Origin of the sequence: Jiangella sp. DSM 45060 (assembly GCF_900105175.1) — a bacterium.
Classification (GTDB): domain Bacteria; phylum Actinomycetota; class Actinomycetes; order Jiangellales; family Jiangellaceae; genus Jiangella.
On sequence record NZ_LT629771.1, the window covers coordinates 5,012,906 to 5,038,357 of the forward strand.

18 protein-coding genes are annotated in these 25,452 nt (G+C 73.1%); 13 read left to right on the forward strand and 5 right to left on the reverse strand.

Annotated elements, in window-relative coordinates; all coding sequences use genetic code 11:
- Window positions 1–811: 811 nt before the first annotated feature.
- Window positions 812–2,557: a glycerol-3-phosphate dehydrogenase/oxidase gene (locus tag BLU82_RS22275; RefSeq protein ID WP_231947555.1), complete on the reverse strand. Its 1,746-nt coding sequence runs from the start codon at window positions 2,555–2,557 to the stop codon at window positions 812–814.
- A 229-nt stretch (window positions 2,558–2,786) separates the two neighbouring features.
- Between BLU82_RS22275 and BLU82_RS22280 the strand changes: the two genes are divergently transcribed.
- From BLU82_RS22280 to hisN, 5 genes are read left to right on the forward strand one after another with little or no spacing between them, the layout of a single operon-like run.
- Window positions 2,787–3,497 carry an MIP/aquaporin family protein gene (locus BLU82_RS22280; protein WP_172885672.1) on the forward strand — a complete coding sequence of 237 codons (711 nt, stop codon included), beginning with the start codon at window positions 2,787–2,789 and terminating at the stop codon, window positions 3,495–3,497.
- A gap of 49 nt (window positions 3,498–3,546) precedes the next feature.
- Window positions 3,547–5,055, forward strand: a complete 1,509-nt coding sequence (gene glpK, locus BLU82_RS22285) for a glycerol kinase GlpK (RefSeq protein WP_092623241.1) — start codon at window positions 3,547–3,549, stop codon at window positions 5,053–5,055.
- A gap of 44 nt (window positions 5,056–5,099) precedes the next feature.
- Complete coding sequence (gene aroA / locus BLU82_RS22290; protein ID WP_092623242.1) at window positions 5,100–6,392, forward strand: 3-phosphoshikimate 1-carboxyvinyltransferase; 1,293 nt, start codon at window positions 5,100–5,102, stop codon at window positions 6,390–6,392.
- Complete coding sequence (gene rsgA, locus BLU82_RS22295; protein ID WP_092623243.1) at window positions 6,392–7,411, forward strand: ribosome small subunit-dependent GTPase A; 1,020 nt, start codon at window positions 6,392–6,394, stop codon at window positions 7,409–7,411. The genes aroA and rsgA overlap by 1 nt, the downstream gene beginning before the upstream one ends.
- A 16-nt stretch (window positions 7,412–7,427) precedes the next feature.
- The gene (hisN, locus tag BLU82_RS22300) at window positions 7,428–8,222 is read left to right on the forward strand and encodes a histidinol-phosphatase (protein ID WP_092623244.1); all 795 of its coding nucleotides are present in this window, start codon (window positions 7,428–7,430) and stop codon (window positions 8,220–8,222) included.
- 2 nt (window positions 8,223–8,224) lie between these two features.
- Here the strand turns inward: hisN and BLU82_RS22305 are convergent, their stop codons facing one another.
- Complete coding sequence (locus BLU82_RS22305) at window positions 8,225–9,772, reverse strand: MFS transporter (protein ID WP_092623245.1); 1,548 nt, start codon at window positions 9,770–9,772, stop codon at window positions 8,225–8,227.
- A 73-nt stretch (window positions 9,773–9,845) separates the two neighbouring features.
- Between BLU82_RS22305 and BLU82_RS34350 the strand changes: the two genes are divergently transcribed.
- Window positions 9,846–10,451 (forward strand): TetR/AcrR family transcriptional regulator, encoded by a 606-nt coding sequence (locus BLU82_RS34350; protein ID WP_172885673.1) that lies wholly within the window; start codon window positions 9,846–9,848, stop codon window positions 10,449–10,451.
- Here the strand turns inward: BLU82_RS34350 and BLU82_RS22320 are convergent.
- Entirely contained in the window at window positions 10,403–11,656 is a 1,254-nt protein-coding gene (locus BLU82_RS22320; protein WP_157741191.1) for an AI-2E family transporter, read from the reverse strand. The two genes, BLU82_RS34350 and BLU82_RS22320, sit on opposite strands and share 49 nt — an antisense overlap.
- Before the next feature lie 177 nt (window positions 11,657–11,833).
- Here BLU82_RS22320 and BLU82_RS22325 point away from each other — a divergent pair, with 177 nt between their 5' ends.
- The 6 genes from BLU82_RS22325 (at window position 11,834) to BLU82_RS22350 (ending at window position 20,102) form a co-directional block, all read left to right on the forward strand.
- Entirely contained in the window at window positions 11,834–12,691 is an 858-nt protein-coding gene (locus tag BLU82_RS22325; RefSeq protein WP_092623247.1) for a hypothetical protein, read from the forward strand.
- 33 nt (window positions 12,692–12,724) lie between these two features.
- Window positions 12,725–15,442 carry a sigma-70 family RNA polymerase sigma factor gene (locus tag BLU82_RS22330; RefSeq protein WP_157741192.1) on the forward strand — a complete coding sequence of 906 codons (2,718 nt, stop codon included), beginning with the start codon at window positions 12,725–12,727 and terminating at the stop codon, window positions 15,440–15,442.
- Window positions 15,443–15,669: 227 nt separating this feature from the next.
- Entirely contained in the window at window positions 15,670–15,927 is a 258-nt protein-coding gene (locus tag BLU82_RS22335) for a WhiB family transcriptional regulator (RefSeq protein ID WP_069114484.1), read from the forward strand.
- Window positions 15,928–16,159: 232 nt separating this feature from the next.
- Entirely contained in the window at window positions 16,160–18,307 is a 2,148-nt protein-coding gene (locus tag BLU82_RS22340) for an MMPL family transporter (RefSeq protein ID WP_092623249.1), read from the forward strand.
- Window positions 18,308–18,402: 95 nt separating this feature from the next.
- Window positions 18,403–18,813, forward strand: a complete 411-nt coding sequence (locus BLU82_RS22345; RefSeq protein WP_092623250.1) for a hypothetical protein — start codon at window positions 18,403–18,405, stop codon at window positions 18,811–18,813.
- Window positions 18,814–18,899: 86 nt separating this feature from the next.
- Window positions 18,900–20,102, forward strand: a complete 1,203-nt coding sequence (locus BLU82_RS22350) for an MFS transporter (RefSeq protein ID WP_092623251.1) — start codon at window positions 18,900–18,902, stop codon at window positions 20,100–20,102.
- A 45-nt stretch (window positions 20,103–20,147) separates the two neighbouring features.
- Here the strand turns inward: BLU82_RS22350 and BLU82_RS22355 are convergent, their stop codons facing one another.
- Window positions 20,148–20,885, reverse strand: a complete 738-nt coding sequence (locus tag BLU82_RS22355) for a hypothetical protein (protein ID WP_092623252.1) — start codon at window positions 20,883–20,885, stop codon at window positions 20,148–20,150.
- Window positions 20,886–20,913: 28 nt separating this feature from the next.
- Window positions 20,914–21,822, reverse strand: a complete 909-nt coding sequence (locus BLU82_RS22360; RefSeq protein ID WP_092623253.1) for a LysR substrate-binding domain-containing protein — start codon at window positions 21,820–21,822, stop codon at window positions 20,914–20,916.
- A gap of 91 nt (window positions 21,823–21,913) precedes the next feature.
- Between BLU82_RS22360 and BLU82_RS22365 the strand changes: the two genes are divergently transcribed.
- Window positions 21,914–25,366, forward strand: coding sequence for a bifunctional proline dehydrogenase/L-glutamate gamma-semialdehyde dehydrogenase (locus BLU82_RS22365; RefSeq protein ID WP_092626147.1), 3,453 nt, complete (start codon window positions 21,914–21,916; stop codon window positions 25,364–25,366).
- Window positions 25,367–25,452 lie beyond the last annotated feature (86 nt).

Here is a 25,452-nt window from a genome sequence, read left to right on the forward strand (position 1 = left end):
TGGCCAGCCCCCTGCTGCTCTCGATGGTCGGGGGCGCGGGAGGCCGCCTCAAGCGGACCTCTTTGAATGGCGCTTCGCGCGACGGAGGACCGCTTGACCCAGCCGCCCGCGCCCCCGTTCAAGCAGCGTCAGGGGGCCGGCCGAAAAATGGGCCCGGCCTCACTGCTCGCTCTTCTCGGGGTCCGCTGGCCGCTCACCGGCCGTGGGTGGTGTTCGGCCACCGACTGCGCCGTGCGTTGTGGTCCGCTGGCCGCTCACCGGCCGTGGGTGGTGTTCGGCCACCGGCAGTGCCGTGCGTTGTGGTCCGCTGGCCGCTCACCGGCCGCCGGTGGTGTTCGGCCACCGGCTGCGCCGTGCGTTGCTGTTCACCGGCCGCCGCGTGGTGAACGCCCTTGATCTGGGCCGCGCTGGGCGGTAAGCATGACCCTCCCGGCCCGGGTGGGGCCCACCCTACGGGCGGGCACTGACAGAGCGGCGCGCGCGAACCGGCGACCAGCCGAACCGCCGACTCGCCCACCGCAACCGACTCGCCCACCGCAACCGACCCGCCCACCGCAACAGACCCGCCCACCGCAACCGGCTCGCCCACCGCAACAGACCCGCCCACCGCAACAGACCCGCCCACCGCAACCGGCTCGCCCTCCGCAACCGGCTCGCCCACCGATGCCTGCTGGCGGACGGTGGCTGTCGAGCCGCCGCTGCCGGCAGGTTGACGAGGACGGCACAGGTTGGCACTGGCGTCACCACGTCCGGCAGCACTACCAGCCGGCCTGACCAGATGGACCGCCGCCGCGAGGCGGGGCAGGGCGCCTCAGACGACCGGTTCGGCGACGCCGGGGCGGAACTCGGGGGCGGCGGAGCGGGCGTCGTCGGCGGCTTGGTCGTCGGGCTCGGTCTGGGAAGCGCGTTCGGCTTCGACGCGCTTGCGGTAGACGTCGACCTCGCGGGCGATGGTGGCGTCGTCCCAGCCGAGGGTATCGGCCATGAGCCGGGCGACGGCGTCGGCGGATTCGAGGCCGCGGTGCGGGTACTCGATGCTGATGCGCGTACGCCGGGTCAGCACGTCGCTGATGTGCAGCGCCGCCTCGTGCGTGACCGCGTAGACGACCTCGACCTGGAGGTAGTCGGCGGAGCCGGGGATGGGCTGCAGCAGTTCCGGCCGGCCCTCGGCCAGCGCCAGCACCTCGTAGACCATCGAGCCGTAGCGGTCGAGCAGGTGCCGCAGCCGGTGCGGGTGGACGCCGTACTCGTCGGCCAGGCGGTCGACCTGGTTGACGAGGGCGTGGTAGCCGTCGGCGCCGACGAGGGGGACCTTGTCGGTGATGGACGGGCGGATCCAGCCGCGAAGATCGGCGCGGGCGGCGTCGATGGCGTCCTTGGCCATGACCCGGTACGTGGTGTACTTCCCGCCGGCGATGGCGACCATGCCGGGCGCCGGCCGGGCCACCGCGTGCTCGCGCGACAGCTTCGAGCTCTGCTCGCTCTCGCCGGCCAGCAGCGGCCGCAGCCCCGCGTACACGCCCTCGATGTCGTCGTGGGTGAGCGGGGTGGCGAGGACGGCGTTGACGTGCTCGAGGATGTAGTCGATGTCGGCCTTGGTGGCGGCCGGGTGGGCGAGGTCGAAGTTCCAGTCGGTGTCGGTGGTGCCGATGATCCAGTGGTTGCGCCACGGGATGACGAACAGCACCGACTTCTCCGTGCGCAGGATCAGCCCGCTCTCGGCGGCGATGCGGTCGCGCGGGACGACGATGTGCACGCCCTTGCTGGACCGCACCCGGAACCGGCCGCGGGTGCCGGCCAGCCGCTGCATCTCGTCGGTCCACACCCCGGTGCAGTTGACGACGACGTCGGCGGTGACCTCCTGCTCGGCGCCGGTCTCGACGTCGCGGACGCGGACGCCGGTGATGCGGTCGGCCTCGCGCAGGAACGCGATGACCTGGGTGGACGACCGCACGACGGCGCCGTAGTGGGCGGCGGTGCGGGCGACGGTGAGGGTGTGGCGGGCGTCGTCGGACTGGGCGTCGTAGTAGCGGACGCCGCCGATGAGGGCGTCGTGGCGCAGGCCGGGGAACAGCCGCAGCGCGCCGGCCCGGGTGAGGTGCTTCTGCCCCGGCACGGACCGGGCGCCGCCCAGGGTGTCGTACATGAGCAGCCCGGTGGCGGTGTACGGGCGCTCCCACCAGCGGTGCTTGAGCGGGTAGAGGAACGCCACCGGCTTCACCAGGTGCGGCGCGATGAGCGTCAGCATGAGCTCGCGCTCGTGCAGCGCCTCGCGGACCAGGCCGAACTCGAACTGCTCGAGGTAGCGCAGTCCGCCGTGGAACAGCTTGCTCGACCGGCTGGACGTGCCGGCGGCGAAGTCGCGCGCCTCGACCAGCGCCACGCGCAGCCCGCGGGTGACGGCGTCGAGCGCGGCTCCGGTGCCGACCACGCCGCCGCCGATGACCACGACGTCGAAGTGCTCGGAGCCCAGCCGGTCCCAGTTGTCCCGCCGAGCCTGCGGCCCCAGCCGGGCGCTCGGTCCGGCGGTCTCGGCCCGCTCAGTCACACCGGTCACGTCGATCACGTCTCCTTGCAGCTCAGAGCGCATAAAGCGGTCGAATGCCACCAAGGTTCGCGTCCGTGAGCGGCACCCAGCAACACGCTACCCGTTCAGGTCGCGGAGAACGTAGACAGTTGCTCTACGCACCAGTAAGTTCCGAAGGGACCCTTGGCAACGTTGCCGAGACCCGCCGGGGAACCGGGGACGCCACGGCCGTTGTCGTCAACGGAAGCGGAGGTTCAACATGGACCTGAGTTTCGGCGAGATCTTCCAGAGCGAGTTCCTCGGCACAGCGATGCTGACGCTGCTGGGTTGTGGTGTGGTCGCCACCGCCATCCTCACGCAGAGCAAGGGGCTCGGCGGCGGCTGGTTGCTCATCAACTTCGGCTGGGGCCTCGCGGTCTTCGCCGGTGTGTACGTGGCCTTCGACTCCGGCGCTCACATCAACCCGGCCGTGACGTTCGGCATGGCCGTCGAGGGCACCACCGAGTGGTCCGACGTCCCCGCGTATCTCCTCGGAGAGTTCAGCGGCGCCTTCGTCGGCGCCGTCGTCGCGTGGGCGGCCTTCAAGCAGCACTTCGACGCCGAAGAGGACCAGGGCAAGCAGCTGGGTGTGTTCTCGACCGGCCCGCAGATCCGCAACCCGATGTGGAACACGGTGACGGAGATCGTCGGCACCTTCGTGCTGCTGTTCGTCATCTTCTCGTTCGGCAACTCGCCGGCCGACCTCGGACCGCTGCCCGTCGCCCTGCTGGTCGTCGGCATCGGCGCCTCGCTCGGTGGCCCGACCGGTTACGCCATCAACCCGGCCCGTGACCTCGGACCCCGCATCGCGCACGCGCTCCTCCCCATCCGGGGCAAGGGCTCGAGCGACTGGGGCTACTCCTGGGTGCCCGTGGTGGGCCCGATCATCGGTGGCATCCTCGGAGCCCTGCTCGCCAAGGCGGTCTACTGAACACCCGCCTGGGTACTGCCTGCCCCGTACGACGATGTGAGGAGAAGGGATGAGTCAGTACGTAGCCGCCATCGATCAGGGCACCACCTCGACACGGTGCATGATCTTCGATCACTCCGGCCGGGTGGTCTCCGTCGACCAGCGGGAGCACAAGCAGATCTTCCCGCAGGCCGGCTGGGTCGAGCACGACCCGGAGGAGGTCTGGCGCAACACCCGTGAGGTCTGCGCGGGGGCACTGGCCAAGCGCGATCTCGTCACCAGCGACGTCGTGGCCGTCGGCATCACGAACCAGCGCGAGACGGCCGTCGTCTGGGACCGCACGACCGGGAAGCCGGTCTACAACGCGATCGTGTGGCAGGACACCCGCACCGACCGCATCGTCGACCAGCTGGGCAAGGACGGCGGACCGGACCGGTACCGCGCGCGGACCGGCCTGCCGCTGGCGACCTACTTCTCCGGGCCGAAGGTGAAGTGGATCCTCGACAACGTCGACGGCGCGCGGGCCAAGGCCGAGGCCGGCGACCTGCTGTTCGGCAACATGGACACCTGGGTGCTGTGGAACGCCACGGGTGGGCCTGACGGCGGGCTGCACTACACCGACCCGACCAACGCCTCGCGCACCATGCTGATGGACCTCGACACGCTGTCGTGGGCCGAGGAGCACGCCGCCGACATGGGCATCCCGATGTCGATGCTGCCGGAGATCCGGTCGTCGTCGGAGGTGTACGGGAACATCCGCGAGCGCGGCGCGTTCGGCGGTCTGCCCGTGGCCGGGATCCTCGGCGACCAGCAGGCGGCCACATTCGGCCAGGCCTGCCTGTCGCCGGGCGAGGCGAAGAACACGTACGGCACCGGCAACTTCGTCCTGCTCAACACCGGGACGGAGAAGGTGATGAGCGAGAACGGCCTGCTCACCACCGTCTGCTACAAGATCGGCGACAACGACGCCGTCTACGCGCTGGAGGGCTCCATCGCGGTCACCGGCTCGCTGGTGCAGTGGTTGCGCGACAACCTCGGCATCATCAGCGCGGCGCCCGACATCGAGCCGCTGGCCAGCAGCGTCGACGACAACGGCGGCGCGTACTTCGTGCCGGCGTTCTCCGGTCTGTTCGCGCCGTACTGGCGGTCCGACGCCCGGGGGGCGATCGTCGGGCTGACCCGGTTCGTCAACAAGGGGCATGTCGCCCGCGCGGTCCTGGAGGCCACGGCCTTCCAGTCCCGCGAGGTCATCGACGCCATGAACGCCGACTCCGGGGTCGATCTGACCTCGCTCAAGGTCGACGGCGGCATGGTGCAGAACGAGCTGCTCATGCAGTTCCAGGCCGACATCCTCGGCGTCCCGGTCATCCGGCCGGTCGTCGCGGAGACGACGGCGCTCGGCGCGGCCTACGCGGCCGGCCTGGCCGTCGGGTTCTGGGGCAGCGAGGACGACATCCGCACCAACTGGGCACAGGACAAGCAGTGGGACCCGTCGATGGACGAGGCCCACCGCGAGAAGATCTACAACACCTGGAAGAAGGCCGTCACGAAGACCTTCGACTGGGTCGAGGCCGAGTAAACCGCGAGGTTCGGTCGTCGGGCACCCGATAGGCTGGGTGCCCGATGACCGACACCACTGCCCCGCTCTGGCCTGCACCGACCGCCGCCGCGCCGGTCGACGCCACCGTCGCGCTGCCCGGCTCGAAGTCCATCACCAACCGTGCGCTCGTGCTCGCCGCGCTCGCCGACGGCCCGTCGCAGGTCCGGTATCCGCTGCTGGCGCGCGACACCCGGCTCATGCTCGAGGCGCTGCGCACGCTCGGCGCCGGCATCGAGACCGAGGCCGACGCCGTGCGCGTCACGCCCGGCCCGGTCCGCGGCGACGCCGCCGTCGACACCGGGCTGGCCGGCACGGTCATGCGGTTCGTGCCGCCGGTCGCGGCGCTGGCCAGCGGCGACGTCCGGTTCGACGGTGACGCGCAGGCCCGGCTGCGGCCCATGGGCACCGTGCTCGACGCGCTGCGGGCGCTCGGGGTCGCCATCGACGACGGCGGGCGCGGCGTGCTGCCGTTCACCGTCGCCGGCACCGGCGCGGTCCCCGGCGGCGACGTCACCATCGACGCGTCGGCGTCGTCGCAGTTCGTCAGCGGGCTGCTGCTGTCGGCGCCGCGCTACGACAAGGGCGTCACCGTCCACCACGACGGCAAGCCGGTCCCGTCGCAGCCGCACATCGACATGACGGTGGCCATGCTGCGCGAGCGCGGCGTCGAGGTCGACGACGCCACGGCGAACACCTGGCGGGTCGAGCCGGGCGCCGTCCGCGCCGTCGACGCCGTCGTCGAGCCCGATCTCTCCAACGCCGCGCCGTTCCTCGCCGCCGCGCTGCTCACCGGCGGCACGGTCCGGGTGCCGCGCTGGCCGTCGGCCACCACGCAGCCGGGCGCGCAGCTGCGCGACCTGCTGGCCCACATGGGCGCGTCCGTGTCGCTGGAGGACGGCGTGCTGACGGTGCGCGGCACCGGCACGGTGCTCGGCCTCGACGCCGACCTCCACGACGTCGGCGAGCTGACCCCCGTCCTGGCCGCGCTCGCCGCCGTCGCCAGCACGCCGTCGCGGCTGCGCGGCATCGCGCACCTGCGCGGGCACGAGACCGACCGGCTGGCCGCGCTGGCCGCCGAGATCACCGGGCTCGGCGGCGACGTCACGGAGACCGAGGACGGGCTGGCGATCCGGCCGGCGCCGCTGCGCGGCGGCGTGTTCCGCAGCTACGCCGACCACCGCATGGCGCAGGCCGGCGCCGTCCTGGGGCTGGTGGTCCCGGGCGTCGAGGTCGAGGACATCGCGACCACCTCGAAGACGCTGGCCGACTTCCCCGGCATGTGGGCCGCCCTGCTCGATGCGGAGCCCACCGCGTGATGGCCCGGCGGACCGCCGCCTCGTCCTACGACGAGCGCGACGTCAAGGTCCGCCCGGGGCGCGGCTCGCGGCCGCGCAGCAAGCTCCGCCCGGCCCACGCCGACGCCACGCCGGGCTTGGTCATCGCCGTCGACCGCGGCCGGTACACCTGCGTGCTCGACGACCGGACTGTGACGGCGATGACGGCGCGCGAGCTGGGCCGCAAGGCCGTCGTCGTCGGCGACCGCGTCGGCCTGGTCGGCGACGTGTCCGGCGCGCCCGGCTCACTGGCCCGCATCGTGCGGGTCGAGACGCGGGCCACGGTGCTGCGGCGCACCGCCGACGACGACGATCCGGTCGAGCGGGTCATCGTCGCCAATGCCGACCAGCTGATGATCGTCACCGCCGTCGCCGACCCCGAGCCGCGACCGCGGCTGATCGACCGCGCCCTTGTGGCCGCGTTCGACGCCGGGATCGAGCCGCTGCTGTGCCTCACCAAGGCCGACCTCGCCGACCCCGGCCCGCTGCTGGCCACGTACGCGCCGCTGCAGGTCCCGGCGGTCGTGACCCGGCTGGCGCCGGGGGCGCCCGAGGCCGACGCCGACGTCGGCGACGTCGCCGGGCACCTGCGCGACCGCGTCACCGTCCTCGTCGGCCATTCCGGCGTCGGCAAGTCGACACTGGTGAACGAGCTGGTGCCGGGCGCCGACCGCGCGACCGGCCAGGTCAACGTCGTCACCGGGCGAGGCCGGCACACGTCGACCAGCGCGGTGGCGCTGGCGCTGCCCGAGGGCGGCTGGGTCATCGACACGCCGGGCATCCGCTCGTTCGGCCTGGCGCACGTCGACCCCGACCGCCTCATCCACGCCTTCCCCGACCTCGCCGCCGAGACGCCGGCGTGCCCGCGGGGTTGCAACCACGTCGACGGCGCGCCGGAATGCGGGCTGGACGCCGCCCTGGCCGCCGGGCGGGTCGACCCCGAGCGCCTGGCGTCGTACCGCCGGCTGCTGGCCAGCCGCGACCGCCAGGCGGGCGACTGACCGTGTAGGTTGACCGATCGTGGCCCATGACGACGACCTCCGCTTCGCTCACGTCCTGGCCGACGACGCCGATTCGCAGACGATGTCGCGGTTCCGGGCCCCCGACCTGCGGGTCGAGACCAAGGCCGACCAGTCCCCGGTCACCGACGCGGACAAGGCCACCGAGGAGGCGATCCGGCGGACGCTGGGGCGGGCGCGACCCCGCGATGCCGTCGTCGGCGAGGAGTTCGGCGCCGGCGGCTACGGCGCCCGCCGCTGGGTCGTCGACCCGATCGACGGCACCAAGAACTACCTGCGCGGCGTCCCCGTCTGGGCCACGCTGATCGCGCTGATGGTCGAGGACGAGGTCGTCGCCGGCGTCGTCTCCGCCCCGGCGCTGGGGCGGCGCTGGTGGGCGGCGCGCGGCACCGGCGCCTACACCGGCCGGTCGCTGTCGTCGGCCACCCGCTGCCGGGTATCGGCCGTGACGTCGCTGGAGCGGGCCTCGCTGTCCTACTCGTCGCTGTCCGGCTGGGAGGAGCGCGGGCTGCTGCCGGCCTTCCTGGACCTCACCCGGGCCTGCTGGCGCACCCGCGCCTACGGCGACTTCTGGTCGTACATGCTGCTGGCCGACGGCGCCGTGGACATCGCGGCAGAGCCGGAGCTGGCCCTGCACGACATGGCCGCCCCGTCGATCGTGGTCGAAGAGGCCGGCGGCCGCTTCACCGGCCTCGACGGCGTGGCGGGACCGCTGGGTGGCGACGCGCTCGCCACGAACGGCCCCCTCCACTCCGACGTGCTGGCTCGCCTCACCCCGGCGGAACCGGCCTGACGTCAGCCTGCCTGCTCGACGACGGCCGCGGCGCCCGGACGCACCCGCCGCAGCAGCACCACGGCCAGCAGCGCCGTCACGCCGACGACGACGGCGCCCACGGCCGCCGTCATGGTGAAGCCCTGGGTGAAGGCCAGGCGGGCGGCGGCCATCAGCGGTTCCGCGGCTGCGGCGGGCAGCTGCTCCGCGACGGCCGCCGCAGCGCCCAGGCTGCCGGTGGCGGCGTCGGCGGCGGGCCCGGAGACGCCGTCGGGCAAGCCGCCGCGCAGCTCGTCGCCGTACACCGCCACCGCGACGCTGCCGAGGACCGCGATGCCGGTCGCGGCGCCCAGCTCGCCCGCGGTCTCCGACGTCGCCGCGGCGGAGCCGGAGCGCTCGGGCGGCGCCGACCCGACGATGAGGTCGATGACCAGGCTGGCCGCCATTCCGACGCCGGCCACGAGGACGGTGTAGCAGGCGATGACGACCCCGACGTGGGAGTCGACCTCGACCGTCATGGCCACCAGCACGAAGCCCAGCGCGGCCACCGCGGCACCGGCGCCGACGACGATGCCCTGCGAGACCCGGCGCACCACCAGGTTTGCCACCGCGATGCCGACCATGGTGCCGCCGACGGTCGGCAGCATCCACAGCGCGGCGGCGAAGGGCCGGATGCCGAGCACCAGCTGCACGTACTGGACGGCGATGGCGCCCATGCCGGCGGTCGCGAACGTGACGGCGGCGTTGGTGCCGACGGCGGCGCTGAAGGCCGGATTGCGGAACAGCCGGACGTCGATCATCGGGTCGCCCAGGGTCAGCTGGCGCCGGACGAACACCACGCCGAGCAGCAGCCCGGCGGCGATCGTGGCCACCGCGGACGCGGTGACGGCGGCGTCGGCGGCGATCTCTTTGATGCCGTAGATCACCGGGAGCACCGCTGCCAGTGACAGCACGGCACTGAGGACGTCGATGCCGCCGTGGTCCGGGTTGCGCGACTCCGGCAGCAACAGCGGCCCGACGATCAGCAGCAGCACCATGACGGGCAGGTTGATGAGGAACACCGACCCCCACCAGAAGTGCTCGAGCAGCAGCCCGCCGATGATCGGGCCGACCGCCACGCCGCCGGTGAAGGCGGCGGTCCACACCCCGATGGCGGCCCGCCGCTGGTTCGCGTCGTGGAACATGCCGCGGATCAGCGACAGCGTCGACGGCGCCAGGGTCGCGCCGCCGATGCCGAGCAGCGCCCGCGCGGCGATCAGCGTCTCCGGACTGGTGGCGTAGGCGGCCAGCAGCGACGCCGCGCCGAACGCCACCGCGCCGGCCAGCAGCAGCCGGCGCCGCCCGATGCGGTCGCCGAGCGACCCCATGGTGATGAGCAGCCCGGCCATCAGGAAGCCGTAGATGTCCATGATCCACAGCAGCTGGGTGCCGCTGGGCTCCAGTTCGGCACTCAGCCAGGGCGCGGCCATGAACAGCACGGACAGGTCCATCGACGCCAGCAGCGCCGGGATGGTGAGGACGACGAGGCCCACCCATTCCCGGCGGCCGGCCCGCTCGACGATCTCGGTCATGGCCAGAACTATACGACCGTCTTATACATATGTCTATGACGGGCGTATGAATCTCGGACTACACTGGGCTGCCATGGGACACCGTGAGGAGCTGCTCGCCGCCGCGAAACGGCTGCTGGCGGAGAAGGGGTTCGCGCACATCACCGCCCGCGACCTCGTCGCCGAGTCCGGCACCAACCTGGCCTCCATCGGGTACCACTTCGGCTCGAAGGAGGCTCTGCTCAACGCCGCGATCATCAGCTCGTTCGACGACTGGGACAGCCACATCGACGCCGCCATGCAGTCGCGCGCCGGCGACACCCCGCTGGACCGGCTGGAGGCGTTCCTCGCCGGCCTGCAGGACGGCCAGAAGGACAACCGCTCGATCACGGTGGCCAGCCTGCAGGCCCTCGCCCAGTTCGAGTACGCGCCGCAGCTGCGCGACGATCTCGCCCGCACCTACGAGCGGGGCCGGCGCGAGCTGGCCGGGCTGGTGCTCGATCGCGACCCGTCCGAGATCGACGACGAGACGGCGCGCACCGTCGGCTCGATGACGCTGTGCCTGGTCAACGGCATGGTGCTGCAGTTGCTGATCGACCCGGAGGCGGCGCCGTCGGCGGCCGACCTCGCGGCCGCCCTGCGCAGGCTGGCTCAGCCGGACGAGACCGGTGGCGGCCGTTCCCGCGTCGACGCGAGGTAGCTGCCGACGGTGTTGACCAGCGCGATGATCGGCACCGCGATGATCGCGCCGATGATCGAGCCGGCCAGCGTGCCGATGGCGACGGCGACCGCGACGGCCAGCGGGTGGACGCTCACCATGCGGCCGAGGATGAACGGCTGGAAGATGTTGCTCTCGATCTGCTGCACCACGATCAGCCCGACCAGCACGACGATCGCGATCAGCAGGCCCTGCGTCACCAGCGCCACCAGCACGGCCACCGTCCCGGTGACGAACGCGCCGATCAGCGGCACGAACGCACCGAAGAACACCAGCACGCCCAGCGGCAGCGCCAGCGGCACCTGCAGGATGAACAGCAGGATCGTGATGGCGACGGCATCGAACAGCGCCACCAGCACCGTCCCGCGGATGTACTGCCCCAGCGTCAGCCAGGCGACGTCGCCGGCGGCGGCCGCGCGGGCCCGCGCCCGGGACGGGAACAGCCGGACCACCCAGGTCCAGATGCGCTCGCCGTCGTAGAGGAAGAAGATCAGCGCGAACAGCGCGAGCGCCAGCCCGACCAGGATCTCGATGGCGACGGTGGCCGCGGTGGCGGCCTGCTCGGTGACCGCGCTGTCGTCCTGGAAGACCGCGACGGCGCGGTCGATGTAGCGGTCCAGCTGCGCCTCGTCGATGCTGAACGGCGGCCCGGCCAGCCAGTCGCGGATCTCCTGCAGGCCCTCCTCGGCCTGGTCGACGACGTCCTGGAACTGACCGCCGACGGCGTTGCCGACCAGCGTCAGCGACCCGACCACGACCAGCAGGAAGCCGACGAACACGACGGCGGACGCCGGGCCGCGCGCCCAGCCGGCCCTGCGCAGCCGGCGCACCAGCGGCTGCAGCCCGGCGGCCAGCAGCAGGGCGGCCACCAGCGGGAAGATCACCAGGCGCAGCTCCCACGCGAGCCAGCCGACGCCGGCCACCGCCGCGGCGATGATGAGCAGCCGCCAGCTCCACTCGGCGGCGTCGCGGACCACCTTGGGCACCGGGTGGCGGTCGGGTGCGCTCGGCGACACCGTCGCCGCGGGCGGAGGCGGCACCGGCCCGGGCGCGGGCGGCTCGCTCGCCGGACGGGGCGCGCCGCCGGCGTCGCGCGACGCGTCCGGAGCGGCGTCGCGCGACGCGTCCGGACCGGCGTCGGCGGCCTGCGCGAGCCGCTGGCGGACGTCGGTCAGCCAGCGGGTCATGCGCACCATGCGATCCGGCACAAGGGTCAGCCTGACACACCGGGACGACCGCCCCGGCGGCGTGGTCGGGGCCGCCGCGAAATTCTTTTCCGATCTCGCGTCATGATCCGGCGCCGGCCCCGTCGTGGTGGGTGCAAGGGTCGGACGAAGCGTGCGCGAGAACGGGGAGTTCCGAGGATGACGACGTTCAACCACGACGAGGCTCCGGTGACATCGTTGCTGGCCGCCTGGCTGGAACGGCCGGTGCCGGCGAGTGCGCGCGAGCCAGACCCTGCGCCCGGGACGAGCCGGGCGGAGGCGACCACCGGGGAGTTGCCTCCGCCCGGCGTCGAAGCCGTCGTCGACGCGCTGACCGCCGACGAACCCGACCCCGAGGACGTCGTCCACGGGCTGACGGTGTTCGCCTGGGAGCGCGCCGCCACGGCCGGCGACCTCACCTGCCTGCTGGACGAGCTGGACGAGCTGTGGGACGTGCTCGAGGCGTCTGTGGGCGCGCCGCTCCCCCGCCTGACCGCCCGGCACCGGCTGGTCGACGCGTGGGTCGACGCCGTCGCCGCCGAACGCGGTTCGCCGGGCATCGATCCGCTGTCCGGGCTGCACACCGCGGGCTACCTCTACGGGCGCGTGCACGAGCTCGACCGGTTGTCTGGTGTCGAGCCGTCCGCGCTGGTCCTGTTGGCCATGCGCTGGGACCCGGCGGACGGTCCCTGGCGGCGCATCGCCCGCGTCCTGCAGGCCGCGTCGGCGCTGCGTTCACGGGTCCGGCCGGACGCCACGCTGAGCATCGTCGGCACCACGATGGCGCTGGCTCTGGTACCCGACGATGCCAGGGCACGGGTCGAGCGGATCTCCTTGACGAAGGCGGTCGAAACCGGTGAACTGAGCACAGCACATGTGCGGGTCGACGTGTTCGCTGTCCCGGACTCCAGAGCACGATTGCCTGAACTCGTGACTGGGCTGCTTGGGGGGGCTAGTGTCGATCATGAGATCAGGCCGTCCAGGTTTCGCCATTCAGGGAGTGGTTCCCTGGACTGAGCTGCCTGGATGCAACCGGGATAGCGAGAACAGGTGACCATTCCAGCAGACGCCGCCAGCGACGAACAGCTCATCGCACGCACGCGCGAAGGCGACATGGGCGCCTACGACGAGCTGTACCGCCGCCATGTCGACGACGCCTCCAAGGTCGCCCGCATCGTCACCAACAACAGCGACGAGGCGCAGGACGTCGTCGCCGAGGCGTTCACCCGGGTGCTCACGCGGCTGCGCGAGGGCGGCGGCCCCGATCTCGAGTTCGCGCCCTACCTGAAGACGGTCGTGCGGCGGCTGGCCATCGACCGCCACCGCACGTCGCAGCGCGACGGCTCACAGACCGACCCGTCCATCCTCGACATCCTGCCGACCGCCGACGACGCCATGGCCCGGTCCACCGACCGCCAGCTGGTCCGGCACGCGTTCGAGACGCTGCCCGAACGGTGGCAGCAGGTGCTCTGGCACACCGAGATCGAGGGCCGCTCGCCGGCGTCGCTGGCGCCCGCGCTGGGCAGCTCCGCCAACGCCGTCGCCGCGCTGGCCTACCGCGCCCGCGAGGGCCTGCGGCAGGCGTACCTGGCGGTCAACCTCTCCGCCGAGGTCCAGCCCGAGTGCCGTCCGTACGCGCCGAAGATCGCGTCGTACGTCCGCGGCACGCTGTCGGCGCACGACACCCGCGAGATGAGCGCCCACCTCGCCACCTGCACCCACTGCCGCGAGCGGCGCGACGAGTTGCTGCTGCTCGTATCCGACATGCGCGGCATCCTTTGGCCCGCCCTGCTGCTGCCGGCCTCCGGCATCGCGGCCGGTGCGGTGGCCGCGGGTGCCGGCGCCGCCGGTGGCGGCGTGCTGGCGTTCCTCAACCCGGCCAGCTGGGGCAAGCAGGCGCGGCAGTTCGCCGCGGCCGGTGGCGCGGCCGCGGCGGCCGCCGCCATCGCCGTCGCCGCCTGGGCGTTGACGGGCAACGACGACCCCGCCGACCCGCCCGCCGCCGCGCCGTCCGTCAGCGCCGAGCCCGAGGCGCCGTCCGACGACCCGCCCGCCGAGAACCCGCCCGACGAGCCGCCCGCGCCGCCGCAGCAGGAGGAGCCGCCGGCCGACGACCCGGTCGAGGACGAGCCGCAGCCTGACCAGCCGGTCGCCGACGCGCCGCCGCCGAACCTGCCGGACGAGCCGGTCGAGGAGGACGAGCCGCCGGCCGAGCAGCCCGAGGTCGACCCCTCCCAGCCGTCCGAGACACCGAGCAGCGAGCCGACCGAAGAGCCGACGTCCGACCCCACCCAGCCGCCGCCGGCCGAGCAGCCGCCCACCATCGAGGTGCAGCCGCCGGCCAACCCGGTCGTGGTCGCCGGTGAGGACGTCACCCTCACGGTCACGGTCGCCGGCAACCCGCCGCCCGACCTCCAGTGGCAGTACGCCGACCCGCCCGCCGGCTCCGGCGGCCAGCCCACCACCACGGCGGCCGAGGCGCCGAAGTCCGGCCCGCGGTTCCTGCTCGCGCCGACCACCGACGGCACGCCTTACGTCAGCTCCGCCGAGCAGCGCGCCGGCGAGACGCCCGACGACACCGCCGACACCCCGGACGCACCGGCCGAGTCCGACTGGATCGACGTCGCCGGCGCCACCACCGACACGCTGGTCATCGAGGCGCCCGACCGCGACCTCGACGGCCGCCAGTACCGCGTCAAGGCCACCAACCCGCTCGGCACCATCACCACCCAGCCGGCCGTCATCACGGTGCAGTACCCACCGGCCATCGAGGAGCAACCGCAGAACGTCACGGTCGTCGAGGGCGACACCGCCGTCTTCGAGGCCGTCGCCGTCGCCAACCCGGCCGCCATGACCATCACGTGGCAGGTGCGCGCGCCGGGCGGCGAGTGGGGCGCGCCGGACCAGGCGGTGGCCACCCCGCGCCAGGAAGGCGTCCGGTCGACGCTCGAGCTCACCGACGTCAGCGGCGAGCGCGACGGCTACCAGTACCGCGCGGTGTTCACCAACGAGGTCGGCGAGGCGGCGTCCGAGCCCGCCACGCTCACCGTCCACTGGCAGCCCGAGGTCACCGCGCAGCCCGAGTCGGTCGAGGCCGGTCCCGGCGACGACGTCGAGTTCACCGCCAGCGCGTCGGCCAACCCCGAGGCCACCTGGGCCTGGGAGAGCGCGCCGTCCGCCGAGGGCCCGTGGACCCCGGTCCCCGACGCCACCGGCAGCGGCCCCGACGCCGCGCTGACCCGTCCCGGCGTCACGCTCGACGACGACGGCACCCGCTACCGCGCGGTCTTCACCAACGAGCTGGGCTCGGTCACCACCGACGCCGCGACGCTCGAGGTCGTGCGGGCCGGCGATCTTCGTGTCGTCATCGGCGACGCCACGCGCTGCATCCTGCTCGACGGCGAAGGCCACCCGGCTGCGCGCGACTGTGCGGGTTCGCCGGCGCGGACCTGGGAGACCCCCGGCGACGGCACCATCAGGTGGGCGGCGAACGGCCAGTGCCTCGACGTCGTCACGCCGCTGACGCCTGTGCCGCTGGCACCCCACTTCCAGTCGCCGACGTTCCTCGCCGACTGCGACGGCAGCAGCAGCCAGCAATGGCGGCTCGACCCCGACAGTGCCGAACCGCAGACCATCGCCAGCGGGCTGCACCAGCTGCCGCCGTGGGAGCACGTGCTCGATGTCGAGGGCGTTTCCCCGAACGGCCGGTTGATCATCTACCCCGAGCACGGTGGCATCAACCAGCAGTTCCGCTACCTCCAGCCGTAGCCGTCCGCTGCCGCTCCACACCGCCCGGTGAGCCCTCACGGCTCACCGGGCGGTGGCGTTTCCGCCGCCATTCATCCGGTTCGTCCCGGGCGGAAAAATTCCCCGAGAAATTCTTCGCCAGGCGCGTCATAGCCGACCCCGATCTCTGTCTTGTCGATCAAAGGCCCTGATCCACTCGACTCGACGGCGAAGGGGGAACTGGCCGCATGACCGCACTGGCCGATCACATGAACACGTACACCGAGGACTGGTTCGAGCTGCGGGACGCATGGCGGGCGTACGCCGCCTGCCGGGGCATGGACACCGATCTCTTCTACCCCGAGGGTCGTGGCAGCACGCTGCGGGCCCGGGAACAGATCGCCAAGAACATCTGCTCGTCCTGCCCGGTCGCGCAGCAGTGCCGGGAGGCCTCCACGGCCCTTCCGGAGCGGTACGGCATCTGGGGCGGGCTGACCGAGGCGGAGCGGGGCTGGTCGCGCCGCTGACACCGGCCGGCCACCCCACCCCTTCTCCGTCGCTCCACCCAGCCCGAGATCACCGCCCGCACGACGCTTAGAAATGGGCGAAGTCACATCCTTCGTGGCGCCACGAGGAACGTGACGCGCACCACATCCGACTTCTTCGGCCCCCCGGCTCCCGCCGCATTCCGCGGACGGCGGGAACGCCATGTCAGGCATGTGTCAGACGGATGTCAGACCGGGCGTCGATACTGATCGCATGTTTGCTTCGCTGGGCCGTTATGTCGCCCGACACCCGTGGCAGGTCATCGTCGCGTGGGTCGTGCTGGCGGTCGCTGTGATCGCCACCGCTCCCGCCCTCACCTCGACCACCGACGAGGCCGAGTTCCTGCCCGACCACTACGAATCCATCCAGGCTGCCGAGTTGCAGTCCGACGCGTTCCCCGACCGCACCGAGATGGCCGCCATCATGGTCTTCGACCGTGAGGACGGCGAACCCCTCACCGACGACGACGTCGCCACCGTCGAGCGGATCTCCGGCGAGCTGGGCGACCTGAACCTGCCCGAGTTCGGCGCCATCACGCCCAGCCCGCCGTCGGAGAACCGGCTGGTCCAGACGTCGATCATCAGCCTGGCCCAAGACGCCAACCCGTTCGGCGAAGAGCTCATGGACAGCGTCCGCGACCTGCGCGAAGACGCGAAGCCGCTGCTCGACGGCACCGGCCTGCGCATGGGCGTCACCGGCTCGGCCGCGCAGGGCCTCGATTCCCAGGAGGCGGCGTCGAACGCCGAGGCCATCGTCGGCATCGTGACGATCCTGCTGATCCTCGGCCTGCTGTTCATCATCTTCCGCAGCCCGATCATCGCGTTCATGCCGATCATCGTCGTCGGCATCATCTCGCAGGTCGCGACGGGTCTCATCGCGTTCGCCAACGAGGCGTTCGACCTGCAGGCCGACTCCTCGATCACGGTCATCCTGATCGTGGTGCTCTACGGCATCGGCACCGACTACATCCTGTTCTTCCTGTTCCGCTACCGCGAGGCGCTCCGGCAGGGCCTCGACAGCAAGTCCGCCGTCACGCACGCCATCGAACGCGCCGGCGAGGCCATCGCGTCGGCGGGCGGCGCGGTCATCGTCGCGTTCATGGCACTGGTCCTGTCGACGCTGGGCATCTTCCGCTCCATCGGCCCGGCGCTGGCCATCGCCGTCGCCGTCACGGTGCTGGCGGCGCTCACACTGGTTCCGGCCATCGTCTCGCTGCTCGGCACGAAGGTGTTCTGGCCGTCGAAGGCGTGGAAGAACGAGCCGAAGGCGGCCCGGTTCGGCGCCATGGGCGACGCGCTGGGCCGGCACCCCGTCCGGTTCGCCGTCGTGTCCGGGCTGGTGCTGGCCGCGCTGGCGGTGCTGGCGTTCGGGTTCAAGCCGACGTTCGACCTCTCCGACACCGGCGTGCCGTCGTCGGCCGAGTCGACGGTCGCGCTGAAGACGCTGGAGAAGGGGTTGCCGCCGGGCGCCACCGACCCCACCACGGTGCTGCTGCACAGCACCGGCGGCGAACGCCTCGACGACGCCGCCCTCGCCGACTTCGGCACGGCGCTCAGCGGGGCCGACGGCGTCGCGCAGGTCGCCACGCCGCCGGCCGTGTCCGACGACGGCACCACCGCCGCGTACACCGTCGTCCTCGACTCCGACCCCACGTCTGACGCGTCCATGGCGAACGTCGAGGGCCCCATCCGCGACACCGCCCACGACGCCGCGCCCGACGGCACCGAGGCGCTCGTCGGCGGCACCACGTCGGTCTTCGTCGACCTCCAGGACGCCATGAACCGCGACTACTCGGTCGTGTTCCCGGTGGCCGCGCTGATCATCATGCTGATCCTGGCGGTGCTGCTGCGCAGCCTGGTCGCGCCCTGGTATCTCATGGCGTCGGTCGGCCTCGGCTTCGGCGCCACGCTGGGCGCCACCGTGCTGGTGTTCCAGACCATCAAGGGCGACGACGGGCTGATCTTCATGCTGCCCATCTACATCTACCTGTTCGTGGTGGCGCTCGGCACCGACTACAACATCCTCATGGTGGCCCGGCTGCGCGAAGAGGCCCGCAACGGCCTCGAACCCCGCCGGGCCGCGGCCATGGCCGTCCGCCATGCCGGTCCGACGGTCGCCGCGGCCGGCCTCATCCTGGCCGGCACGTTCGCCTCGCTGATGCTGGGCGGCAACGCGCTGCTGATGTCGATGGGCTTCGCCATCGCGTTCGGCATCTTCGTCGCGGCGTTCGTCATGGCGATGTTCTTCACCCCGGCCCTGACGGCGCTCATCGGGCACGCCGCCTGGTGGCCCGGTCACGGCGACCGCCGCGACGAACCCGTCCCGCCGGAGGAGGGCGAGCTGGTGCGTTCCGCGGACTGATCGAACCCGGACGGACCACCCGAACCCGCGCGACGCGGCGCCACGAAACCTCGCAGGTCGTGGCGCCGTGTCGGCAATTGCGCCACAGTACGGATATGAAGTGGGGAATCCGCCTGGTGCTGGCCGTCGCAGCGAACGGCGTGCTGCTGATGATCGCCGCGGTGCTGTTCGACAAGTTCCGCCTGTCCTTCACGGGCTGGCTGATCGGGACCGTCCTGTTCACCGTCTTCACCATGCTGCTGCGCGGGGTCATGGCGTCGGCGGCGCGCAAGTACGCCTCCAGCGCCACGTTCCTCGGCGGCCTCGTGCTCACGTGGGTCGGGCTGGTGCTGACCGACATCTTCACGCCCCGCGAGAACTTCGACCTCGAGGGCGCCGGCACGTGGTTGTTCGCCACGCTCATCGTGTGGGTCGGCACCGTCATCTACGACCAGGTCGACGACCGCCTCATCGACGCCGTCCACGGGCGAGCGAAGGGCAGCGCCGGCGGGCCCGCGAGCGCGTAGCCGGGGCGGGACCGGGCGAATCGGTCCTGTTTCAGGGGGCGAGATTGGCACTCACGGGCGGACCGATCCGCCCGTAGGTTCGGGTCATGCCCACCGCCACGCTCGCCGCCACCACCGTCCACGCGCCGCTCGTCTCCCGGGCGCTGCTGCTCCGGTTCGTCACGATCGTCGGCTCGTCGCTGGGCTTCTACCTGCCGCTGTCGGTCGTCCCGATGGTCGCCGAGGCGGCCGGGGCGATCGGTGCCGCGGGCCTGGCCACCGGCGCGCTGCTGACGGCGTCGGTCGCCGCTGAGGTCGCAACGCCGCGGCTGGTCGCCCGGTTCGGGTACCGGCTGACGCTCGCCGCCGGGCTGGTGCTGCTCGGCGCACCCACGCTGGTGCTGCTGGCCGCGCCGGACCTGGCGGTCGTGGTCGCGGTCAACCTGGTGCGCGGCCTCGGCTTCGGCGTCACGATCGTCGCCGGCGGCGCGTTGACGGCGGCCCTGCTGCCCGCGCACCGCCGCGGCGAGGGCCTGGCCCTGGTCGGCGTCGTCGGCGGGGTGCCCGCGCTGGTCGCACTGCCGTTCGGGGTCTGGGCGGCCGGGCAGTGGGGCGCCGGCACGGTGTTCGCGATCACGGCGGTCGCCACGCTGCTCAGCCTGGTCGCCGTGCCCGGGCTCCCTGGGCGCACCGGTGGCGCCGGTGGGCGCGGCGGTGCTGCCGGCGACGCCAGCGGCGGCGGCTCGCACGGCGTCGTCGATGGTCTGCGCGACGCCGGGCTGGTCCGGCCGGCGGCCGTCTTCGCGGCGTCGACGGTGGCGGTCGGGGTGCTGGTGACGTTCCTGCCGCTGGCCACCTCGTCCACCTCCGTCGCGGCGGCGGCGCTGCTGGTCCATCCCGCGGCCGCGACCCTCACCCGCTGGGTGGCCGGGCTCATGGGCGACCGGGGCGGCCAGGGCCGGCTGCTGCTGCCCGGCCTGCTGCTGGCCGCGGCCGGCCTGCTCGGCGTCAGCGCGACCGGCGCCCCAGCGGCCGTCATCGCGGGAGCCGCGGTGTTCGGCGCCGGGTTCGGGGTGCTGCAGAACGCGACGCTCGCGCTCATGTACTCGCGGGTGGGACCGGAGGGGTACGGCTCGGTCAGCGCCATCTGGAACGCGGCCTACGACATGGGCATGGCGGCGGGCGCGGCCGGCGCCGGACTGGTCGCCGCCGGCGCCGGCTACCCCGTCGTGTTCGTGCTGGCCGCCATGCTGCTGGTGCCCGCGCTGCGACCGGCCGCCCGCGAGCGGCGCCTCGCCGAGTCCCGGTGATCATCAACCTTCTGCGTCGCCCAGGACAGCACAGAAGGTTGATGATCATGGAGACTCGCCCCTGGCGGGGGCGAGGGCGGCGCGCATGTGCCGCAGCCGCGCCGGCGACGTCATGCCCATGAAGTGCAGCACGTGCGGCCGCGGCACCGTCGGCCGGTCGAAGTACGAGGCGGCGGCGCTGTTGTACGACTCCGCGGCGGTCCGGCCCGCGACGTAGGGCTGGTTCCAACTCGGCGGCAGCCAGGACGTGCCGTCGAGGAAGGTGGTGCCGCGGCCCGGCCGGGCCCAGTGGTAGCGCTCGTCACCACGGTTCCAGCCGAGTGCCAGCAGGACGGCGCCCTGATCGGCCCACGGCCCGGGCTGCGGACCGGCCGCCTCCACCGCGTCGAGCAGTGCCGTCGCCGCCGGCCCGGAGCGCAGCAGCCAGACGCCGGTGTTGGGGTTGAGCCGGTGCTCGTGCGGTACCTGCTCCAGGGCCAGCGCCTGGAAGGCGTCCGGGTGAAGGTGGGTGGTGATGTCCTCGTCGTCGCGCAGCACGAGGACGTCGGCGTCGAGCCAGAGGGCGAGAGCGTGACGCTTCAGCGCGGCCCGCAGCAGCGCGATCTTCGCCCACTTGGCGCGTTGTGCCGCCGCGTCGGCCGCCGTGCCGTCGGCGGGCAGCCGCTCCGCGCGGAGGTCGAAGCCCCACCGCGCGGCATAACGGCGGAACGACGGCAGCGCGCACTCCTCGAGAACCGGCCACATCCGCGGGCCGGCCGCCGTCACGATGACTCCGTCCGCCACAGCCGGAACGTGCCCGTTTCGTCCGATTTCAACCCGCGCGGCCCGGACCGTGCTCGACGGCGGCGGCGAGGGCTTCGCGGCAGGCGAGGATGGACGGGCGCTGGGCCATGGACCGGCGGGCGGCGGTGAACACCGTCCGGTGCGGCACGCCGTCGAGATCGACCAGTCGCACCGAGGGCGGGCGCCGGGCCCACATGAGGTCGGGGATCAGCGCCACCGCGTTGCCGGTCTCGATCAGCTCGATCTGCGCCGTCAGGTCGGCCGTCTCGAACCGCACGTCCGGCTCGAACCCGGCCTGCCGGCAGGCCTGCTCGGCGAAGTGCCGCGACGCCGCGCCGTGCGGCTCGGCCACCCAGGGCAGCCCGGCGGTGTCGGCCAGCCGGGTGATGTGCGCCCACGCCGCGCCGGGCGGGACGGCCAGGCGGAGGGCGTCGTGGGTGAGGCCGACGCGGTCGAGCTCCGGGTGCCAGGGCGCGGCGTGGCTCGGGTACTGCTCGGCGACGACGAGATCGAAGTCGCGGGCGAACGTCTCCAGCAGCGCGGTCTCGGGCTCGCGCTGCGTCATCGTGACGCGCAGCCGCGGGTGCCGCTCGGCGAGGGTGTGCAGCAGGTCCGGCATCAGCGCCAGCGCGGCGGACTGGAAGACCGCGAGGCGGACGGTGCCGGTGGCCTCCTGCAGCGACGCGCGCAGGTCGGACTCCGCCTCTTCCAGCCGCTGCAGCACGACGGCGGTGTGCTCGACCAGGATCTCGGCTTGCGGGGTGAGTTGCAGCCGCCGGCCGACCTTGCGCAGCAGCGGCACGCCGGCCTCCTTCTCCAACAGCGTGAGCTGCTGCGACACCGACGACGGGCTCTGATGCAGGGCGGCGGCGACATCGGCGATGGTGCCGCGGACGGCCAGTTCCCGGAGAAGCCGCAGCCGGCGGACGTCGAGCACGGTAGCCTCCAAGAAACAGTAAGTGGATCTGACGAGTACTCGTCAGAAAACATCGCTTTACCTTATGCCAACGGATGACCAGACTGTGGACATGGCCGTGACCTGGAACGACACCGACGCTCGCGCGGGCGGGCTGAACGAGCTGCTGGCGCTGTCCGACGAGGTCGTCGCGACCGTCCGCCGCTGGCTGGACGAGTCCGCGCAGCACCCCGCCAGCGCGGCCGCCCAGCGGCTCTCCCAGGTGCTGGCCGATCCCAGCGGGCTGCCGTTCGCCGTCGGCTTCGTCGACGGCGTCATCCGGCCGGAGGACCCGAAGGTCGCGGCCCAGGCGCTGCGCGAACTGGCCGCCGACGTGCCCGCGTTCCTGCCCGCGCACCTGCGGCTCGCGGTCCGGGCCGGCGGGCTGGCCGGACGGGTCGCGCCCGGGGTGGTCGTGCCGATCGCGCGGCGGGCGCTGCGCGAGATGGTCGGCCACCTGGTCGTCGACGCACGGCCGGCGAAACTGGGCAAGGCGATCGGCCGCATCCGCCGCGACGGCGCCCGGCTCAACGTCAACCTGCTGGGCGAGGCCGTGCTCGGTGCACGCGAGGCCCGTCGTCGCCTCGACGGCACGCTGAAGCTGCTGGACCGCCCCGACGTCGACTACGTGTCGGTGAAGGTGTCGTCGACGGTGGCGCCGCATTCGGCGTGGGCGTTCGACGACACCGTCGCGCACGTCGTCGAGGCGCTCATGCCGCTGTACCGGCGGGCCGCGGCCGCGTCGACGTTCGTCAACCTGGACATGGAGGAGTACCGCGACCTCGAACTGACGACGGCGGTCTTCACCACGCTGCTGGACCGGCCCGAGTTCGAGGGCCTGGAGGCCGGCATCGTCCTGCAGGCGTACCTGCCGGACACGCTGGCGACGATGGTCCGCCTGCAGGAGTGGGCGGCAGCACGCCGGGGCCGCGGCGGCGCGCCGGTCAAGGTCCGTGTCGTCAAGGGCGCGAACCTGCCGATGGAGCGGGTCGAGGCGTCGCTGCGCGGCTGGCCACTGGCCACCTGGCACAGCAAGCAGGAGTCCGACACCAACTACAAGCGGCTGCTCGACTACGCGCTGCGGCCCGAGCACATCGGCAACGTGCACATCGGCGTCGCCGGGCACAACCTGTTCGACCTCGCCTTCGCGTGGCTGCTGGCCGGGCGGCGCGGCGTCCGCGACGGCGTCGAGGTCGAGATGCTGCTGGGCATGGCCCAGGGCCAGGCCGAGGTGGTCCGCCGCGAGGTCGGCAAGGTCCGGCTCTACACCCCGGTCGTGCACCCGCGCGAGTTCGACGTCGCCATCGCCTACCTGGTGCGGCGGCTGGAGGAGGGCGCGAGCTCGGAGAACTTCCTGTCCGCGCTGGCCGGGCTGCACGACCACGAGGAGCTGTTCGTCCGCGAGCGCGACCGCTTCCTCGCCTCGCTGGCCGCGCTGGACCGTACGGTGCCCCGCCCGCACCGCGTCCAGGACCGCCGCGAGACGGTGAGCGGCGCCGTCCAGACCGAGTTCCAGAACGTGCCCGACACCGACCCCGCGCTGCCCGGCAACGTGGCGTGGAGTCGCGAGATCCTGTCCCGCGCGGTCGCCAGCACCACCGGGGCAGCCACCGCGGAATCGGCGGTGGTGAGGACGGCCGACGCGCTGGACGGCGTGCTGGGGTCGGCCGAGGCGGCCGGACGGGGCTGGGGCGCGCTGACCGGCGCCGAGCGGGCCGCGGTGCTGCGCCGTGCCGCCGTCGAGCTGGAGCGGCGCCGGGCCGAGCTGCTGGAGGTCATGGCGGCCGAGGCCGGCAAGACCCTCGACCAGGGCGACCCCGAGGTATCTGAGGCGATCGACTTCGCCAACTACTACGCGAGCCTGGCCGAGGCGCTCGACGACGTCGACGGCGCGGTGCGGCGGCCGGTGCCGCTGACCGTCGTCACGCCGCCGTGGAACTTCCCGCTCGCCATCCCGGCCGGGTCGACGCTGGCCGCGCTGGCCGCCGGGTCCGCCGTCGTGCTGAAGCCGGCGTCGCAGGCGGTGCGCTGCGGCGCCGTGCTGGCCGAGGCGCTGTGGGCGGCCGGGGTCCCGCGCGACGTGCTGCGGCTGCTCCGGGTCGGCGAGTCCGCGCTGGGCAAGGCGCTGGTGTCCGACCCGCGGGTCGGCCGGCTCATCCTCACCGGCGCGTTCGAGACCGCCGAGCTGTTTCGCTCGTTCCGCACCGACCTCCCGCTGCTGGCCGAGACCAGCGGCAAGAACGCGATCGTCGTCACCCCGAGCGCCGACATCGACCTCGCCGTCCGCGACGTCGTGTACTCCGCGTTCGGCCACGCCGGGCAGAAGTGCTCGGCGGCGTCGCTGGTCATCCTGGTCGGCTCGGTGGCGCGGTCGCGCCGGTTCCGCGACCAGCTGGTCGACGCCGTCGCGTCGCTGAAGGTGGGGCTGCCGACCGACCCGACGACCCAGATGGGCCCGCTCATCGGCCCCGCCGACGGCAAGCTGCTGCGCGCGCTGACGACGCTGGGCCCGGGCGAGTCGTGGGTGGTGCGGCCGCGCCGGCTCGACGACGAGGGCCGCGTCTGGTCGCCCGGTGTGAAGGTCGGCGTCACCGACGGCTCCGAGTACCACCTGACGGAGTACTTCGGCCCGGTGCTCGGCATCATGACCGCGGCCACCCTGGACGAGGCGATCGCGCTGCAGAACCGGGTCGCCTACGGCCTCACCGCGGGGCTGCACACCCGCGACGCCGCCGACCTTGCCGCCTGGCTGGACCGCGTCGAGGCCGGCAACGTCTACGTCAACCGCGGCACCACCGGCGCGATCGTCCGACGGCAGCCGTTCGGCGGCTGGAAGCGCTCCGCCGTCGGCGCCGGCACCAAGGCCGGCGGGCCGAACTACCTCGTCGGGCTGACCGACTGGTCGCCCGCGCCGTCCACCGCCACGGCGCCGCTGGCCGCCGGGCCGGCTGCGCTGCTGGCCGCCGCGCACGCCGCCGGGCTGGCCGGCGCCGACGCGCTGGAGCGGGCGCTGCGCAGCGACGCCGCCGCCTGGCGCGACGAGTTCGGCGTCGCGCGCGACGTGTCCGGGCTGAGCGCCGAGCGCAACGTGTTCCGCTACCTGCCGTACCCGGTCACGGTCCGGCACGAGTCCGGCGCCCCGGTCGCCGACCTGCTGCGGGTGGTCGCGGCCGGTGTGCTCGCGGGCGCCCGGGTGACGGTGTCGGCGACCGGCGAGCTGCCCGCCGCGGTGACGTCGGCCGTGACGGCGCTGGGCGTCGAGGTCGCGGTCGAGCCCGACGCGGTCTGGCGGCGCCGGGCGGCGACGCTGACCGGGCGGGTCCGGCTGGTCGGCGGCGACCCGTCGGCGCTGTACGGGGCGACCGGCGGCCGTCCCGACCTCGCCGTCTACGCCCAGCCGGTGACCGAGGCCGGCCGCGTCGAGCTGCTGCCGTTCCTGCACGAGCAGGCCGTGAGCATCACCGCGCACCGGTTCGGCTCGCCCGACCCACTCGCCGCATCGGTGCTCGCCTCGGCGGCGTCCTGACGCCCTTTGCAATGAGCACCCATACGCATCGGTACCCGCCCCCGGCAGCCGTCCCGACGCCCCTCGCAATGAGCACCCATACGCAT

Coding starts and splice junctions, on each gene's coding strand:
- BLU82_RS22280 (WP_172885672.1), top strand. CDS start 2,787: ATGGACCTGAGTTTCGGCGAGATCTTCCAGAGCGAGTTCCTCGGCACA.
- glpK (WP_092623241.1), top strand. CDS start 3,547: ATGAGTCAGTACGTAGCCGCCATCGATCAGGGCACCACCTCGACACGG.
- aroA (WP_092623242.1), top strand. CDS start 5,100: ATGACCGACACCACTGCCCCGCTCTGGCCTGCACCGACCGCCGCCGCG.
- rsgA (WP_092623243.1), top strand. CDS start 6,392: ATGGCCCGGCGGACCGCCGCCTCGTCCTACGACGAGCGCGACGTCAAG.
- BLU82_RS22305 (WP_092623245.1), bottom strand. CDS start 9,772: ATGACCGAGATCGTCGAGCGGGCCGGCCGCCGGGAATGGGTGGGCCTC.
- BLU82_RS34350 (WP_172885673.1), top strand. CDS start 9,846: ATGGGACACCGTGAGGAGCTGCTCGCCGCCGCGAAACGGCTGCTGGCG.
- BLU82_RS22320 (WP_157741191.1), bottom strand. CDS start 11,656: ATGACCCGCTGGCTGACCGACGTCCGCCAGCGGCTCGCGCAGGCCGCC.
- BLU82_RS22325 (WP_092623247.1), top strand. CDS start 11,834: ATGACGACGTTCAACCACGACGAGGCTCCGGTGACATCGTTGCTGGCC.
- BLU82_RS22335 (WP_069114484.1), top strand. CDS start 15,670: ATGAACACGTACACCGAGGACTGGTTCGAGCTGCGGGACGCATGGCGG.
- BLU82_RS22340 (WP_092623249.1), top strand. CDS start 16,160: ATGTTTGCTTCGCTGGGCCGTTATGTCGCCCGACACCCGTGGCAGGTC.
- BLU82_RS22345 (WP_092623250.1), top strand. CDS start 18,403: ATGAAGTGGGGAATCCGCCTGGTGCTGGCCGTCGCAGCGAACGGCGTG.
- BLU82_RS22350 (WP_092623251.1), top strand. CDS start 18,900: ATGCCCACCGCCACGCTCGCCGCCACCACCGTCCACGCGCCGCTCGTC.
- BLU82_RS22365 (WP_092626147.1), top strand. CDS start 21,914: ATGGCCGTGACCTGGAACGACACCGACGCTCGCGCGGGCGGGCTGAAC.